The sequence below is a fragment of the Halosolutus halophilus genome (assembly GCF_022869805.1).
Classification (GTDB): Archaea; Halobacteriota; Halobacteria; order Halobacteriales; family Natrialbaceae; genus Halosolutus; species Halosolutus halophilus.
Map to the genome: position 1 here is coordinate 187,526 of NZ_CP094974.1, position 14,690 is coordinate 202,215.

A 14,690-nucleotide genomic window follows, 5' to 3' on the forward strand; every position below is an offset into this window, starting at 1 on the left:
CGGAGTTTCCCGGCCCTGCTGACGGGTCGTCGTGGCGCTCGGACTTTTGTCCCTCACCGTCGAAGCGATCGGTATGGCGACCGAATCCGCGACCCGGGCGTACCGCGACGCCCACCGGGACTCGTTCGATGCGGACTACTTCCGTGCGTTCGACGACGTGATCGTCTCGAGCATCGGCCTCGGCACCTACCTCGGCGACCCGACCGACGCAGTCGACGATCGGTACGCGGACGCGATCCTGACGGCGCTCGACTCGGGGTGTAACGTCCTCGACACCGCGATCAACTACCGCGCGCAGCGCAGCGAACGCGTGATCGGGCGCGCGCTTGCGGAGAGCGACGTCGATCGGGATGCCGTCCTGGTCGCGACGAAAGGCGGCTTCGTCGGGTTCGACGGCTCGCGGCCGCCGGACCCCGGCCGGTACGTGCTCGAGGAGTACGTCGACTCCGGGATCGTCGACCGCGAGGAGTTCGTCGCTGGCAGTCACTGCATCGCACCCGACTACGTCGCGGACCAGTTCGATCGCTCGCTCGCGAATCTGGGCCTCGAGTCGATCGACCTCTACTACGTGCACAACCCGGCGACGCAGCTCCGGGAGCGCACGCGGGAGGAAGTGTACGATCGGCTCGAGGCGACGTTCACCCGGCTCGAAGAGCGGGCCGCGGCGGGCGATATCGATCGCTACGGTGTCGCGACGTGGGAGGCATTTCGAGTGCCGCGCGGCCACTCGTCGTCCCTCTCGTTGGCCGAAATTCTCGATCGCGCTCGCACGGCAGCACGCGAGGCCGGGACCGACGGGACGCACTTCCGGGCGATCCAGGTGCCGTTCAACGCCGCGATGCCGGAGGCACTGACGGTGGCCGCGCAGGAGTCTCCCGGAGGCGCCGGCGACGTGCCCGTCCTTCGCGCCGCCGCGGACGCGGGGATCGACGTCTTCACGAGCGCGAGCATCGCACAGGGCCAGCTCGCGTCGGGGCTCCCGGAGGCGATCGCCTCGCGGGTGCCCGGCGAGGAGCCGGTCCAGCAGGCGATCACCGTCGCCCGATCGGCCCCGGGCGTCACGTCGTCGCTGGTCGGCATGAGCCGTCCGGCTCACGTCGAGGCGAACCTCGCGTCTGGACGAGTCGACCCGGTCGACCCCGAGACGATCGCCGCGCTACTCGACTGATCAGCGGATCTCCTTCCACTCCGCCGCGCAGTCCGGGCAGATCCGGACCGTTTTGATCTCGTCCGGGTCGTTCTCGGTCTTCAGGGGCTTCTCGCACTCGCCACAGACGAGTCGATCGTACGTGTCCTTCTCGAGTTCGCCGTCACGGAGTGCCTTCCGGACTGATTTCATACTGCCGACGTACGCAGGTAGGGAAGAAAAAGACCCGGGCTTCGCGGAGGGTCGTCTCGTGGACGATCTCCCGCAATCGCCCGGACTGAGGGACGCTCGTCCCGCCGGGCGGACCTGTCTTCCAGTCGAAAGGATCGTAGCCGTCGCCATCACCGGCGTCGCGGTGGTTCCGGTCGTGCTCTACGAACTCGATCGGTTGCCGGCCGGTGCGAACGGCTGATCGAAGCCGTCACACATGGTTCGCCGGAGTCGTGGCCGTTTTACCGGTCGGGCCGAACACTCCACCGATGGAGTACGTCCAGGAGCGGATCGCGACGCTTCACGACCTCGGCGCGGGGGGCGCTGGGGGTGCGGGGAGCGTCGCGACCGGTGACGCGCTCGCGGGGGCCGTCGGCGATACGGCCGTCGTCGTCCCGATGACCGATCGCGAACTCGAGAGTCCGGCCGCCGCGCGCGTCCTCGCCGAACTCGAACGCCTCGATCCCGCCGCGGTGGTCGTTCCGGTTCGCGCCGCGCCCGATCGGATCGGCCCCTTCCGCGAGTGGCTCGCGTCGTTCGCGCTCCCGACGGAGGTACTGTGGTGTAACGCACCCGCCGTCGACGACCTCCTGGCGGACGCCGGACTCGCGGGCGACTTCGGGAAGGGCCGGGACGTCTGGCTCGCGCTCGGGCCCGCCGCGGACGCCGGCGAGTACGTGGTCGTCCACGACGCCGACGCCCGCAGCTACGAGGCCGAGCACGTTCACCGACTGCTCGCGCCTCTGACGATGGACTTTGCCTTCTCGAAGGGGTACTACGCGCGCGTCGAGGAGGGGCAGTTGTACGGCCGACTCTGCCGGCTGTTCTACGAACCCATGCTCCGGGCGCTGTCGGCAACCCACGACGCGCCGATCCTCGAGTACCTCGGCTCGTTCCGGTACGCGCTCGCCGGCGAGTTCGCCGCCACCGCCGCTCTCGCCCGTCGACTCCGTGCTCCCCGCGCGTGGGGGCTGGAGGTCGGCACGCTCGGCGACGCGTTCGCACACGCCGGCTTCGCGGGCACCGCACAGGTCGACCTCGGCCGGCACGTCCACGACCACCGCGCGGTCGCCGGCGAGGCCGGACTGGAAGGGATGAGCCGGGAGGTCGCCACGGCCCTCCTGCGAGTGTTCGAGGAACACGGCGTCGTCCCCGACTACGACACCCTCCCCGATCGGTACCGGGCCGTCGGTCGTCGCCTGATCGACCAGTACCGCGCCGACGCGGCGTTCAACGGGCTCTCGTACGATCGCGCCGGCGAACGCGATCAACTGGAACGCTACGCCGACTCGATCGCGCCGCCGGGTCCCGATCGACGACTGCCGCCGTGGCGAGAGGCCCCGTTCGCGCCGGGAGACGTTCGCGCGGCGGCACGACCGTGGGTCGGCGGCCGCGTCGGCTCCAGCGCGGGCGATTGACCCCGGGCGGCGCGCTCACAGTCTTTATCAAATCACCACCCGTTGTGCTCTCTATGGACGTCACCGCCGACGAACTCGCCGGCGTGGTCGACCTCTTCGGCGGGTTGACCCGCGCGGAACTCGAACGCGCACTCACGGAGGCCGCCTTCCGGGCGGACGGCCAGTCGATCGACGAGGCCGCCTTCGCGGACGCGATCGATCGGGCCGTCGAGTCCTTCGCCCTCGTTCGGTACGAGCGACCCGGCGCCGACGGCGGCGCGTCGACCGACGGCGGTGCCGACGACGCCGGGCCGCTGCTCGTCGCGGGACCGACGGCGTTTCCGACGGTTCCGGAGCACGCCGAAGACGTCCCGCACATCCTCGACGTCGAGCCGCGACGGTTCGATCGCGAGGCCCTCGGGGAGCGGGCGCGCGAGCGGTTCGTCGACGCGGTCGATCGAGCGATCGAAGCGGACGACGACGATCGAATCGATCGCCTGATCGACGTCAGCTACGATATCGAAGCGTGGGCCCCGATCGACGTGACCGAGCACCGACAGCGACTGGAGGAGGTCCTCGAGTGATCGCATGTCAGGACCGACACTGAACCTCGACCCGGTCGCGAGCCACCAACCGCTCGAGATCGACGATCAGGAGTACGACGCGGCCGTCCTCGCGCCGGTCATCGAACGCGACGGGGAGCCTCACCTGCTGTTCACCCGGCGGGCCGACCACCTCGGGGAACACCCCGGGCAGATGAGTTTCCCCGGCGGCGGTGCCGAACCGGTGGACGAGACGATCCTCGACACGGCGCTCCGCGAGGCCAACGAGGAGATCGGACTCGAGTCGGCCGAGGCCGAGGTCGTCGGCCAACTGGACGACATTCGAACGATCACGGAGTACGCCGTGACCCCCTTCGTCGCTCGCGTCCCGGACCGCGAGTACGTCCGCGACGACCGGGAAGTCGCCGAGATCGTCGTCCTGCCGCTGTCGGGGCTGCTCGACCGCGACAACTACGAGTACGAGCGCCGGGATCACCCCTACTACGGCGACATCGTCATCCACTACTTCCACGTCGACGGCTACACCGTCTGGGGGGCGACCGGCCGCATTCTCGTCCAGTTGCTCGAGTTGACGACCGACTTCGAAGCACCCGAACGGGTCGATCGATCGACCCTGTGAGTCGAGTCGAGACCGCGTCAGTTCTGCACGGAGCGTTAGCCTTTTGCGCGCTGCCCTCTCAGCAGGCCTATGGTCGCACAGACGATGGATCGAGTTCCGCACCGACTGTGAACGCTTGCAGTTACTCGTTCTGAGTGGTGAGTGCCGATGTTGACCGCCTCGAGTACCGTCGCCCGCGTCGGACTGGACGCGATCGCCCTCAAGCCGACCGAGTGTGACGTCTCGGGGGCCGCGTCGCTCCCGGTCGAGACGATCGCGATCGACTACGAGGGCCGCGAGCACCTTCCGGACCCGGACGTGCTCGAGACGCTGGCAGCCGAGGCCGAGGCCGAGGTCCGGGTCACGACGCCGGTCCGGGCCGACGGCTTCGACCCGCTGGGCGATGCGTCCCTGATCGACGACCTCTCGAACTCGATCGGGCGCGTACTGGTGGCCGGCCACCCGGCCTACCTCACCGACGCGGAGCGGGCGCGGGCAGTCGCCCCGCGGCTCGGAACCGCGCTCGAGGCCGACCCGGACGCGTGGGTCGGCACCGAGAGCGTCGAACGGATCGCCATGGCGACCGGCGGGACCCAGTACGACCTCCTCTCGCGGACGACCGAGCGGGAACTCCGGGCGCTCCGGGCGGCCGGCTTCACTGGCGACATCGCGGTCTACGCGCCGACGGTGCTGACCGACGACGAGGACGCCGTGCTCGACGCCGTCGGCGACTACGTCGCGCGACGGCAGTCGGTCGCGGCCGCGCTCCCCGACGGTGCGCCGACCGACGCGAACGCGATCGGTCGCGCGCGGGAGGTCCTCCTCGAGGCTGCCCGGGACTACGCGCTGGTCGGAACCGAAGACGCGATCCGCGAACAGACGGACGCGCTCCGCGAGGCGGGTGCGACGACGATCGTCGGCTACCCGGCCCGCGGGCTCGACCCGCTTCGGTCCTGACCCCCGATTTTCGAATTCGATCGGCAGTCCCGTGAACATAAGACCCTCCGGCATCCACAGGAGGGCATGACACTGCTCGCCGAACGCACGACGGCCACGGCAGCCGACGCACTCGCGGCGGCCGAGGTCGGCGTGCTTCCCGTCGGTAGTACCGAACAGCACGGACCGGCGTTAGCGCTCGGGATGGACCACCTGGCTGCCGAGGCGTTCGCCCGATCGGCGGCCGATCGCGAGGATGCCGTCGTCCTGCCGACGGTCCCGATCGGCGTCAGCGCCCACCACCGACAGTTCGACGGGACGCTGTACGTCTCCCCGGAGACGTTCGAACGCTACGTTACGGAGACGATCGCGAGTCTCGCCGAGCACGGCGTCCGGAAGGTCGTCGTCGTCAACGGCCACGGCGGGAACACGGACGCGCTGCGACGGGGCGCGCGAACCCTGCGTGACGATCGAACGGCCTTCGCGCCGCCGTGGAACTGGTGGGACAGCGTCGGCGACGTCACCGACGACCTGTTCGACGAGGAGGGCGGCCACGCGGACGCGATGGAATCGAGCCTGCTCTGGTACCTGCACGAGACCCTGGTCGACGAAGACGAACTCGCGGCCGCCGAGGAGGGCGCGAGCGACGCGTGGGGTGAGTCCGTCCACGGGGCCGCGCTCGGCTTCGACACGATCGACTTCTCCGAGAGTGGCGCGGTCGGTCGCCCGACGCAGGCCGATCCCGAGAAGGGTGAGCGGGTGTTCGAGGCCGCTCGCGACCAGTTGCACGCGTTGCTCGACTGGCTCGCCGACCGACCGATCGACGACTGCTGGCCCCGTGATCACCGATGAGCGACGACCAACCCGAACTCGCCGTCGGTGCGGACGCGTTCACGCGGGAGGGTGCCGGACTCGAGGTGGCCGTCGTCGGCGGCGGTGCCGTCGGTGCGACGGCGGCCTACGACCTGGCGCGCGAGGGAACTGACGTCACGCTGTACGATCGCGGCTCGATCGCGAGCGGCGCGAGCGGCCGGGCGGCGGGCGTCTGCTACGATGCTTTCGCGGCCCCGCTCGACGCCGAGATCGCCAGTGACGCGATCGAGCGCTTTCGCGCCCTCTCGGGCGACGACACCTTCCCGTTCGTCGAGTGTCCCTACGTCTGGCTGGCCCGCGAGGGCGACGCCGGTCGGGCCGACGCGATCCGCGAGCAGGTCCGTCGAATGCAGGAACAGGGCGTCGTCGCCCTGGAGGCCGGCCCGGACGAACTCGCCGATCGGTTCCCCGCGATCGAGACGGCGGACGTCGCCGTCGCGGGGATTGCGGGCGCGGCGGGCTACACTGATCCCGCAAAGTACACCGCGTGTCTCGCCGCTGCGGCCGACGGGGCCGGCGCGACGCTCGCGACCGAGACGCCGGTCGCGGTTCGAACCGATCCGCCCCGCGTCGTCCACCGGACCGACGGAACGGTCCACGAGGTCGACGCAGTGCTCGTGGCCGCCGGCGCACGATCGAAACGGCTGCTCGCCGACGCCGGCTTCCCCATCGCGATGAAGCCCTACCGCGTCCAGGCGCTGGTCGCCGAGGCGGACCTCGCGGAACCGATGGTGTACGACGCGACCGGGGACTTCTACCTGCGACCCCACCCCGACGGCCTGCTCGCGGGCGACGGGACGGAGACGGTCGAGGCCGACCCCGACGCGTACGACCGCGACGCGACCCCGGGCTTCGCAGACGGACTCGTCGATCGCGTCGCGGGACGACTCTCGGGCGTCGCTCCTGAACTCGATCGGGCGTGGGCGGGGCTCTGTACCGCGACGCCGGATCGCGACCCGCTCGTCGGCGAACTCGACGCGGGGCTGTACGTCGCGACGGGATTCCAGGGCCACGGCTTCATGCGCGCGCCGGCGATCGGAGAGCGGATCGCGAGCGAGATCCTCGGCGGGGACGGGATCGATCGGTTCGACCCGACGCGGTTCGAGGGCGACGAGTCGTTCGATATCGCGGCGGGAATGACGATCGAGTCGAACCGCTAGTCGTCTAGTCGTCGATGGTGACTTCCGTGGTTCCGGAGTCGTCGTCGGTGGTCGTGGCGGCTACCTCCTCGGTGTCTTCGGCGTCGATGGACGACCGTTTCGGAATCTCGATGCTGAGCGTGCCCGTTTCGGAGAGTCTGGCGGTGCCGGCGTCGGGGTCGACGACCGCGTCGTCGGGCAACTCGGCCTCACCGTCGAGTGCCATCCCGCGACCGGGGAACCGCATCTCGTATCCCTCGTGGAACTTGCGGAACCGATCGATCCGGGTCCGGACGGTACCCGAGAGGTATCGGACCTGGACGTCTTCGGGTTCGGCGCCGGGGGCGTCGAAGACGACGAGATAGGAGGTCTCGTTCTCGAGGACGTCGACGGGGAGCGGGCGCTGGTTCTGGAGGTGACCGTTCGCGCGGCCGATCTGTCGGTAGACGGCGTTTCCGACGGACGTTCCGAGGTCTTTGAAACTCACGGCTCGTCACCCCCCGGGAGCGGCGTATCGCTGGCGGGGACCTGGCCAGAATTCTGGCGGAACGTGGTGGACATGTCCGGACGAATCACTACAATCGGGATCTTCTTATTGGTTTTGGCACACCAAAAAGAAAGTCCGGCGAACGGTGCGGTGACGGCCGTCTCGCCCCCGTCACAGTTCGACGGCCTCCAGACAGTCGGTCCCGCCACACACCGGACACGAGAGGTCGGCGACCTCGAGGTCCTCCGGGACGTCGTAGGTGTAGTGGTTCTCGAACAGGTCCAGAAAGCAGTCCTCGGCGGTACAGACGATCTCTTCTGTCGGTGGCATACCCGACAGTACCGTCACCAGGATCATCAACGCCGTGGTAGCGGCGGCACGCGCCGGATCGATCGCGCGTGTAGTCACCGTTTTACCCCTCGAGGCGCTACGCCGGGACATGACCGACCCCGAACGGCTCTCCGTGACGATCGTCGACGGCTACGTCGACGAGCCCGCACACTTCGGGGTGCCGCCGTACATTTCGACCTACCCGCGATACACGGCGGGTGCACTCGTCGACGCGGGCGTCCCCCGCGAGCGAATCACCTACCACACGATCGACGGCCTGCGCGACGACCCCGATCGGTGGCGCGACGTCGACGAGGCCGACCTCATGATCTACCTGGGCGGGATGACCGTGCCGGGCAAGTACGTCGGCGGGACTCCCGCAGAGCCGGACGAAGTCCGAAAGCTCGCCTGGACGGCGAGCGGAACGAGCCTGATGGGCGGCCCTGTCAAGTTCGGCGTCGGCGACGAGAACGCCGGTGCGACCGAGACCGAACGGCAGGACCTCGACTTCGACTTCGTCGCGAAGGGCGACGTGGAGGCAGCCGTCCACGACCTCGTCGAGAGCGGCCTCGAGGGGTTCAACAATCGGATGCGCGACGTCGACGAGGTGTCTCGGTGGGCCCAGGACGGCGCGTTTGTCGTCGAGCAACACCCGAACCACCCCGACCACCTGATCTGCGAACTCGAGACCTCGCGGGGCTGTGCCTACCGGTGTTCGTTCTGTACCGAACCGCTCTACGGCAACCCTTCGTTCCGGCCGCCGCCGACGGTCGTGAGCGAGGTCGACGCCCTCTCGAGTCGGGGCGTCAAACACTTCCGGATCGGCCGTCAGGCGGATATTCTGGCCTACGGCGGCGACGGCGAAGCGCCGAACCCGGACGCGTTGCGATCGCTCTACGGGGGCATCCGCGAGGTCGCGCCCGACCTCGAGACGCTCCATCTTGACAACATGAACCCGATCACGATCGTCAACTGGCCCGAGGAAAGCCGGGAAGGGATCCGGATCATCGCCGAGCACAACACGCCCGGCGATACGGCCGCGTTCGGGCTCGAATCCGCCGATCCGATCGTCCAGGAGGAGAACAACCTGAACGTCACCGCCGAGGAGTGTTTCGAGGCCGTTCGGATCGTCAACGAGGAGGCCGGCTGGCGCCCCGGTGAAGACACCGCGGACGCCCCGACCTTCGGCCCGGACGCCCCGCGTCGCCTCCCGAAACTCCTGCCCGGGATCAACCTCCTGCACGGCCTCAAGGGCGAACGCGAGGAAACCTACGAGCGGAACCGGAAGTTCCTCCAGCGCGTCTACGACGAGGGCTACATGCTCCGCCGGATAAACATCCGGCAGGTGATGGCCTTCGACGGCACCGACATGTCCGACACCGGCGCGGAAATCGCCCAAGACCACACGAAGCTGTTCAAACGCTACAAACGGCAGATCCGCGAGGAGATCGACCAGCCGATGCTCGAACGGGTCGCCCCGCCCGGAACGGTCCTCCCCGACGTCCACCTCGAGTACCACCAGGACGGGCGGACCTTCGGCCGCCAGCTCGGTACCTATCCGCTGCTGGTCGGAATCCCCGGCGAACGGGACCTCGGGCGCACCATCGACGTCGCGGTCGTCGATCACGGCTACCGATCCGTCACCGCCGTCCCCTATCCGCTCGACCTCAACGACGCCTCGATGGACGAACTCACCGCCATCCCCGGCGTCGGCGATCGTACCGCCGGCGACATCGTCGTCAACCGCCCCTACGAATCCGTTACCGACGCCGATCTCACCACCGAGTTCGACCTCACGCAGTTCGTAACGACCCGCTCGCTCGAGCGCGCTGAGTAAGTGCCCCGATCGAACGTGCGACGCGATCGCGATTCCGCTCCGATCGAACGCGCGCTCCGCCCGATCGCGCGGCGTAACTGTCGTTTGTGTGGCAAAAATTGCGAACAAGTGCCCTAATCGGGCGCTACTCGCGCTCATTACCCGTCAATCGACGGCAATCGGTCGGTAGTTCTATTATGGATGGGCCGCAGAGACAACATCGAGGGTCTACCTGTGGAAATATCTGAAAAACTGCTGTGTCTGTTCAGTACGGACGTCTCGGCGGAGGAAGATCGGTACGTCATCGAGGTGCCGCGCCAGGAAGTCGAAACCGGCGACGTCGATCCCGGGGAAGTCTACCGCGTCGCGCTCATCTCGAGGGACGAGTCGACCGACGACGGATCGGCGGCGCCAAAGCCCGAGAGTGCACCGTCTGAGCCACAGCCACCGGTCGACGTCGGCGAAACACGCTACGTCGAGATCGAAGACATCGGCAAACAGGGCGACGGCATCGCGCGCGTCGAACGGGGGTACGTCATCATCGTTCCCGGTGCAGACGTCGGCGAACGCGTCAAGGTCGAGATCACCGAGGTCAAGTCCAACTTCGCCGTCGGCGAGATCATCGAGGAAACGTTCTAACAACGAACTTTTCACCGCGGGCGTTGCGACCGGCCAACGGCCGGTCGCTCAACCCCCCGGTGAAAAACTTCGATGAAAAAGGCCGAGCGCGCTTCGGGCGCGCTCGGGGAAACGGCGCGCAAGCCGCGCCGTACAGTGGCATCTGACGCCTCCGAGTACTTCTCCGCACCCGTGTTCTTGGCTGGTTGGTTTACTCCTCGATCGGGGTCCCATCGATTCGCTTCGCCCCTTCGGAGTCGTGAACGACGACTTCGCCGGGGGCGGGATCGGTGGGTTCGTACGCGTCCCGGACGGCGATCGCCTCCTCGAGTTCCCTGATCGCGCGCTCTTTCAGCGCGCCCGCGAGGTCCTCGGCGTCGGCACGAGAGATGTCACGTCCGAGTCCCTCGCACTCGTGTGCGCGGACGATCCCCTGCTCGTCGACGGCCTCGCCCATCGGCTGGCTGGTTCCCGCGAGTGCGACGCTGAAGGGATACGTCCGACAGATCAGCGGCCGATCGTCGTGGGCGCGGCAGGCACCAGTTCCGCCGTCGTCTTCCTCGTAGAAGACGCAATCGCCGCAACCGTCGGTCTGGAGCGCCCACTCGAAGGTCTCGCCCTCGAGTTCGCCGTCCCGTTCCTCGAGTCCGTACGGCATCGGGCGGGCGACGTCCCGCCAGTCGTACGCTTCGGCTGTGGACTCGAGGTCGCGGACTTCGTCCGGAAACACGGTCGCCGTGTGTTCGTCCTCCCCGTGTCCTTTGCAGCAGGCCCCACAGCGGGTACACTCGAAGCCGATCGACTCGATAGCGTCGGCGAGATCGTCGACTGCGAGCGCGCGGGCCGCCTCGAGTTCGGCTTCGAGCGTTTGCACGTGTGCTCCTACGCGTCGATGCGGAAAAGCCAGTCGCTACCGGGGCGACTGGCTCGCGTTCCGGTCCGAGGAACACGTTTACTGTCGATCGTGTTCTATGATACCCAATGACGTCTCTCAACGACGAGATGGCCGACGCACAGTCACAGGTCAACGAGGTCAGGAACCATCTCAGACAGGAGATTCCGGAGCTTTTCGAATTCGACGTCATCGTCGGCGGAATCGAGTACAACGCGAACAACAACACCGTCACGATCACGGTCGAACCGAGCGCCGACGCGCGGGAGCAACTCTCCGACCGGTTCGGCGGCGTCAAGGTGAAGATTCAGGACGAACTGACTTTCCAGTTTCAGCTCACCTCGACCGAACGGGTCGAGTAACGGGCTCGAACGGGGCGACGCGAGCTACCGGGTGGGGACGCGGGCGCGCTCTCCGTCCCACGCGAGACGACCCTCGACGGCGAGTTTCTCGAGGTGTGCGCGGACGGTCGCCCGCGCGAGATCTTCGACGCCGGTCAGGTCCTTCTCGTACGCACCGTCGAGGATCTCGGCCAGCGTTTTAGCGCCGTCGTCGACCGCTTCCAGTACGCGCCGTTCTCGATCGCTCCGGTGAGCGAGCAACCGTTCGAGGGTCTCTCTCGGGGCGTCGATCGCGGGGCCGTGACCGGGATGGAGCGCGGGCGGGTCGATCGCCCAGAGCCGGCGCAGAGTACTCAGGTACGCTCGCATGTCCCCTTCGGGAGCGCCGACGACGACGCTGCCCTCTCGAATCGCGCAGTCGCCACACAGGATCGGGCCAGCCTCGCCCGCTTCGAGGGCGACGTGATCCGGCGCGTGGCCGGGTGCGTCGCGGACCGTGACTCGCTCGTCGCCGATCGTGATCGTCGTTCCCGGCGTGAAGACCCGATCGGGCTCACGGCCGGTCGCGTTCCGGAATCGATCGCTCCGCCCGTCCCGCGCCCAGACGGTCGCGTCCGTTTCCGTCGCGTACGCGTCGACGCCGCCGACGTGGTCCGGATGGGCGTGCGTCACGAGCACGTGCTCGACGGCGCGGTCGCGAACCAGCCGATCGAGGTCGTCGGTTCGCGCCGCGGGATCGACGAGGATGGCGGGATCGGAGCCGAGCAGGTAGGCGTTCGTCGTGCCGGTCGGCGCACGCGTCGACGTCGGGACGATACAGCGAGTGACGTCCATATCTACCCGTCAGACTGGGAGCAAAAGGTGTTGTCGACCGCTTCCGTGCCATCCCCGCGTGGCCCGGGCGGCCCCCCGGAACGCCAGCGTCCGTTTCCGTCCGTCGCTTCGCGTCAGTTCTTGAGGTAGTAGACCTGTTTCCGGGCGTCCCGGAAACTGTACCGGGAACCGACGAGACCGACGTCCTCGAGCCGATTGAGCGCGTAGCGGACGGTTCGGTCGGGCAGCAGGGATTCCTCGGCGAGTTGGCCCTGCGAGAGCGGCGAGTCGATCTCGAGAACCTTGGCGACGAGTTTCGCACTCGGCGGCAACTCACGCAGGCGGTCGCGGTATTCGTCTTCCGAGAGGGCCTCCTCGGCGGTTGCGGCACGATCCTCAGCGGTACTCATGCTCATACCAACCCACGGGGAATCAGTGGTGGTAAAGTTTCCCTATATGTAGATACGAATAGTCCAGTTTGTATAAGGAGTACAAATGAGGTATTAACACAGGAGCCCGGATTCCGCTTCCGTCCGGCGATCGCTATTATATACACACGCCGATCGGATGGGCTCCGTTCCCCGGACCGATCGGTTGACACTCGGGCACTCGCGTCGTCCCATCGACGAATCGGTCGGTGGACCGATGCGATCGAGTCTCGACCCGTCCCGGGCGGATCGCACCTGCCGATCGATCCGATCGAGCAGGTGTTTCAGGGTCCGGTGCGTCGAGAACGCGCGCCGATGGACTCCAGTATCGTTTTATCCTCCGCCTCCTGTAGTTGCGCCCAGTGTGAAAGGACAGGAGTGGTACCAGGCCGACGACGTCGCTCAGGAGTACGACGACAAGCGATTCTCCCGTGGCGGACAGCTGATCGACCGCCGGGAGAAAGAAGCCGTCCTCGACGCGATCATGCCCGTCGAGGGACAGAACGTACTCGAAATCGCCTGTGGTACCGGGCGATTCACCGTCATGCTCGCGGAGCGCGGGGCCGACGTCGTGGGACTCGATATTTCGGCGGCGATGCTACAGCAGGGTCGCCAGAAGGTACAGAACACCGATCTCGCGGGAACGCTCGAGTTTCTCCGCGGTGACGCCGGACGGTTGCCCTTCCCGGACGATCACTTCGACATCGTCATCGCGATGCGGTTCTTCCACCTCGCGGACGATCCGGAGGCGTTCCTGGGCGAGATGCGCCGGGTATCGAGCGACCAGGTCGTCTTCGACACGTTCAACCGGTTCAGCGCTCGCAGCGTCTACAACTGGGCGCTGCCGATGGGATCGCGCCTCTACTCGAAGAGCGAGGTGGCCACGCTGCTGGCCAAGACGGACCTGACGCTCGTCGACGTGGAAGACGACTTCCTCGCCCCCTACGGACTCTACCGTTCGATTCCGAACGGACTCGCCTCGCCGATCAGACGGCTCGACACGGCCATCGGCGGGCACCCGATCACGGATCACTTCGCGTCCGTCTCGTACTGGAATACGCGCGTTCGATCGCCGGCCAGTAACTGACCCCGCCGATCGCCGTCCCGTCTCACACGGTCGATCGATCGGTGGATCTCGATCCGCGACGCAAACCCCCGTATTTTTACTCTTCGGAAATTCTACCCCATAGTATGGAGCTCTCGGTAGTGGTGTCGACGCTCAACGACCGAGAGCAGTTACTGTCCAGTCTCGACGCGCTCCACGAGCAGACGCCGACGGAGACGGAGATCATCGTGGTCAACGGCCCCTCCTCGGACGGGACGACCGGCGTCGTCCGGGATCGTCCCGACGTCGACGTTCTCGTCGAGATTTCCGAACGGAACCCGAACGTCTCGCGCAACGCCGGCTTCGAGGTCGCCTCGGGCGACGTCGTCGCCTTCCTCGGCGGCGAGTACGTCGTCGAACGGGGGTGGTACGAGGCCCTCGCGGACGCGATCGAGACCGACGTGGACGTCGTCACTGGCCCCCTCACGTCCGCCGACGGCTCCGTCGACGGCGACGAACCGGTCCGTACCGTCGCTGGCCGGCGCGTGGCCCGCGTCGAGGCCGACAACGCCGCGTTCGATCGGACCGTTCTCGAGGCGCTCGACGGGTTCGACGAGTACCTCGTGGCCGACGGCGCGCGAGACTGTGCCCATCGCGTGGCCGGTCTCGGGTTCGACGTCGCGTGGACGCCGGCGATGGCCGCCCGAAGCGACGTCGGGGCCGACGGTGGACGGGCGGATCCGGACTGGGGCAGCACCTACCGGGCGCTCGCCTACCGGCTGACGAAAAATTACGGGCCGCGACCCGTCGTCCTCGTGCGAACGATCGGCAGCGCCGTCCGTGACGGTGCCGCCGGCGTTCGCGGGATCCTCGAAGGCGACGAGACGCCGACGGGGTGGTTCGCCGACGGGACCGACGTCATCAAAAGCTCCGCCTGCGGGTTTCGGGACGGACTCCGTGCCCGGTTCGCCGATCGGTCGACCCAGCGTAATCCGAACGGCATCTCGACCCGCCACGATCGGGCGGTCCGGATCTACGACCGACGATAACGACCCGG

18 protein-coding genes are annotated in these 14,690 nt (G+C 67.7%); 12 read left to right on the plus strand and 6 right to left on the minus strand.

The features are described 5' to 3' along the window. Positions 1–73 precede the first annotated feature (73 nt). On the plus strand, positions 74–1,168 hold the full coding sequence (locus MUG98_RS01015; protein WP_265110330.1) for an aldo/keto reductase: 1,095 nt from the start codon (positions 74–76) through the stop codon (positions 1,166–1,168). Here the strand turns inward: MUG98_RS01015 and MUG98_RS01020 are convergent, their stop codons facing one another. After that, positions 1,169–1,339: an HVO_0758 family zinc finger protein gene (locus MUG98_RS01020; RefSeq protein WP_250140943.1), complete on the minus strand. Its 171-nt coding sequence runs from the start codon at positions 1,337–1,339 to the stop codon at positions 1,169–1,171. A 287-nt stretch (positions 1,340–1,626) separates the two neighbouring features. Between MUG98_RS01020 and MUG98_RS01025 the strand changes: the two genes are divergently transcribed. From MUG98_RS01025 to MUG98_RS01050, 6 genes are all read left to right on the plus strand, one after another. Further along, positions 1,627–2,775, plus strand: a complete 1,149-nt coding sequence (locus MUG98_RS01025) for a glycosyltransferase family protein (protein ID WP_265110331.1) — start codon at positions 1,627–1,629, stop codon at positions 2,773–2,775. A gap of 53 nt (positions 2,776–2,828) precedes the next feature. Then, on the plus strand, positions 2,829–3,338 hold the full coding sequence (locus MUG98_RS01030) for a DUF7109 family protein (protein WP_265110332.1): 510 nt from the start codon (positions 2,829–2,831) through the stop codon (positions 3,336–3,338). A 4-nt stretch (positions 3,339–3,342) separates the two neighbouring features. Continuing rightward, positions 3,343–3,936, plus strand: a complete 594-nt coding sequence (locus MUG98_RS01035; RefSeq protein ID WP_265110333.1) for an NUDIX hydrolase — start codon at positions 3,343–3,345, stop codon at positions 3,934–3,936. A 150-nt stretch (positions 3,937–4,086) separates the two neighbouring features. Beyond that, positions 4,087–4,872 (plus strand): DUF7388 family protein, encoded by a 786-nt coding sequence (locus MUG98_RS01040; protein WP_425601104.1) that lies wholly within the window; start codon positions 4,087–4,089, stop codon positions 4,870–4,872. 66 nt (positions 4,873–4,938) lie between these two features. Continuing rightward, positions 4,939–5,703, plus strand: a complete 765-nt coding sequence (locus MUG98_RS01045) for a creatininase family protein (RefSeq protein ID WP_265110335.1) — start codon at positions 4,939–4,941, stop codon at positions 5,701–5,703. Continuing rightward, entirely contained in the window at positions 5,700–6,884 is a 1,185-nt protein-coding gene (locus tag MUG98_RS01050) for an NAD(P)/FAD-dependent oxidoreductase (RefSeq protein ID WP_265110336.1), read from the plus strand. Before MUG98_RS01045 ends, MUG98_RS01050 begins: the two co-directional genes overlap by 4 nt. Before the next feature lie 4 nt (positions 6,885–6,888). On the opposite strand, the gene MUG98_RS01055 is transcribed toward MUG98_RS01050, so the two are convergent. Together MUG98_RS01055 and MUG98_RS01060 are read right to left on the minus strand one after the other, a co-directional pair. After that, entirely contained in the window at positions 6,889–7,350 is a 462-nt protein-coding gene (locus tag MUG98_RS01055) for an Hsp20/alpha crystallin family protein (RefSeq protein WP_265110337.1), read from the minus strand. A gap of 171 nt (positions 7,351–7,521) precedes the next feature. Then, positions 7,522–7,680, minus strand: coding sequence for a DUF7559 family protein (locus MUG98_RS01060; protein ID WP_265110338.1), 159 nt, complete (start codon positions 7,678–7,680; stop codon positions 7,522–7,524). Positions 7,681–7,789: 109 nt separating this feature from the next. On the opposite strand from MUG98_RS01060, the gene MUG98_RS01065 reads away from it, so the two are divergent. Next, positions 7,790–9,517 (plus strand): radical SAM protein, encoded by a 1,728-nt coding sequence (locus MUG98_RS01065; protein ID WP_265110339.1) that lies wholly within the window; start codon positions 7,790–7,792, stop codon positions 9,515–9,517. A gap of 213 nt (positions 9,518–9,730) precedes the next feature. Further along, positions 9,731–10,135 carry a TRAM domain-containing protein gene (locus tag MUG98_RS01070; RefSeq protein ID WP_265110340.1) on the plus strand — a complete coding sequence of 135 codons (405 nt, stop codon included), beginning with the start codon at positions 9,731–9,733 and terminating at the stop codon, positions 10,133–10,135. 190 nt (positions 10,136–10,325) lie between these two features. Here MUG98_RS01070 and MUG98_RS01075 read toward each other — a convergent pair whose 3' ends face one another. Continuing rightward, entirely contained in the window at positions 10,326–10,988 is a 663-nt protein-coding gene (locus MUG98_RS01075) for a YkgJ family cysteine cluster protein (protein ID WP_265110341.1), read from the minus strand. A 107-nt stretch (positions 10,989–11,095) separates the two neighbouring features. On the opposite strand from MUG98_RS01075, the gene MUG98_RS01080 reads away from it, so the two are divergent. Next, complete coding sequence (locus MUG98_RS01080; protein ID WP_265110342.1) at positions 11,096–11,368, plus strand: hypothetical protein; 273 nt, start codon at positions 11,096–11,098, stop codon at positions 11,366–11,368. Between the two features lie 24 nt (positions 11,369–11,392). On the opposite strand, the gene MUG98_RS01085 is transcribed toward MUG98_RS01080, so the two are convergent. Both MUG98_RS01085 and MUG98_RS01090 read right to left on the minus strand, forming a co-directional pair. Next, the gene (locus MUG98_RS01085) at positions 11,393–12,181 is read right to left on the minus strand and encodes an MBL fold metallo-hydrolase (protein ID WP_265110343.1); all 789 of its coding nucleotides are present in this window, start codon (positions 12,179–12,181) and stop codon (positions 11,393–11,395) included. A 113-nt stretch (positions 12,182–12,294) separates the two neighbouring features. Next, positions 12,295–12,576 carry a helix-turn-helix domain-containing protein gene (locus MUG98_RS01090; protein ID WP_265110344.1) on the minus strand — a complete coding sequence of 94 codons (282 nt, stop codon included), beginning with the start codon at positions 12,574–12,576 and terminating at the stop codon, positions 12,295–12,297. 376 nt (positions 12,577–12,952) lie between these two features. Between MUG98_RS01090 and MUG98_RS01095 the strand changes: the two genes are divergently transcribed. Together MUG98_RS01095 and MUG98_RS01100 are read left to right on the plus strand one after the other, a co-directional pair. After that, entirely contained in the window at positions 12,953–13,675 is a 723-nt protein-coding gene (locus MUG98_RS01095) for a class I SAM-dependent methyltransferase (protein ID WP_265110345.1), read from the plus strand. Positions 13,676–13,779: 104 nt separating this feature from the next. Beyond that, the gene (locus MUG98_RS01100) at positions 13,780–14,682 is read left to right on the plus strand and encodes a glycosyltransferase family 2 protein (protein WP_265110346.1); all 903 of its coding nucleotides are present in this window, start codon (positions 13,780–13,782) and stop codon (positions 14,680–14,682) included. Positions 14,683–14,690: the final 8 nt, after the last annotated feature.

Bases quoted from the DNA above. Each gene is read 5' to 3' on its own strand.
- MUG98_RS01020 (WP_250140943.1), bottom strand. From the start codon at position 1,339: ATGAAATCAGTCCGGAAGGCACTCCGTGACGGCGAACTCGAGAAGGAC.
- MUG98_RS01035 (WP_265110333.1), top strand. From the start codon at position 3,343: ATGTCAGGACCGACACTGAACCTCGACCCGGTCGCGAGCCACCAACCG.
- MUG98_RS01025 (WP_265110331.1), top strand. From the start codon at position 1,627: ATGGAGTACGTCCAGGAGCGGATCGCGACGCTTCACGACCTCGGCGCG.
- MUG98_RS01050 (WP_265110336.1), top strand. From the start codon at position 5,700: ATGAGCGACGACCAACCCGAACTCGCCGTCGGTGCGGACGCGTTCACG.
- MUG98_RS01030 (WP_265110332.1), top strand. From the start codon at position 2,829: ATGGACGTCACCGCCGACGAACTCGCCGGCGTGGTCGACCTCTTCGGC.
- MUG98_RS01015 (WP_265110330.1), top strand. From the start codon at position 74: ATGGCGACCGAATCCGCGACCCGGGCGTACCGCGACGCCCACCGGGAC.
- MUG98_RS01060 (WP_265110338.1), bottom strand. From the start codon at position 7,680: ATGCCACCGACAGAAGAGATCGTCTGTACCGCCGAGGACTGCTTTCTG.
- MUG98_RS01085 (WP_265110343.1), bottom strand. From the start codon at position 12,181: ATGGACGTCACTCGCTGTATCGTCCCGACGTCGACGCGTGCGCCGACC.
- MUG98_RS01080 (WP_265110342.1), top strand. From the start codon at position 11,096: ATGACGTCTCTCAACGACGAGATGGCCGACGCACAGTCACAGGTCAAC.
- MUG98_RS01065 (WP_265110339.1), top strand. From the start codon at position 7,790: ATGACCGACCCCGAACGGCTCTCCGTGACGATCGTCGACGGCTACGTC.
- MUG98_RS01045 (WP_265110335.1), top strand. From the start codon at position 4,939: ATGACACTGCTCGCCGAACGCACGACGGCCACGGCAGCCGACGCACTC.
- MUG98_RS01090 (WP_265110344.1), bottom strand. From the start codon at position 12,576: ATGAGCATGAGTACCGCTGAGGATCGTGCCGCAACCGCCGAGGAGGCC.
- MUG98_RS01100 (WP_265110346.1), top strand. From the start codon at position 13,780: ATGGAGCTCTCGGTAGTGGTGTCGACGCTCAACGACCGAGAGCAGTTA.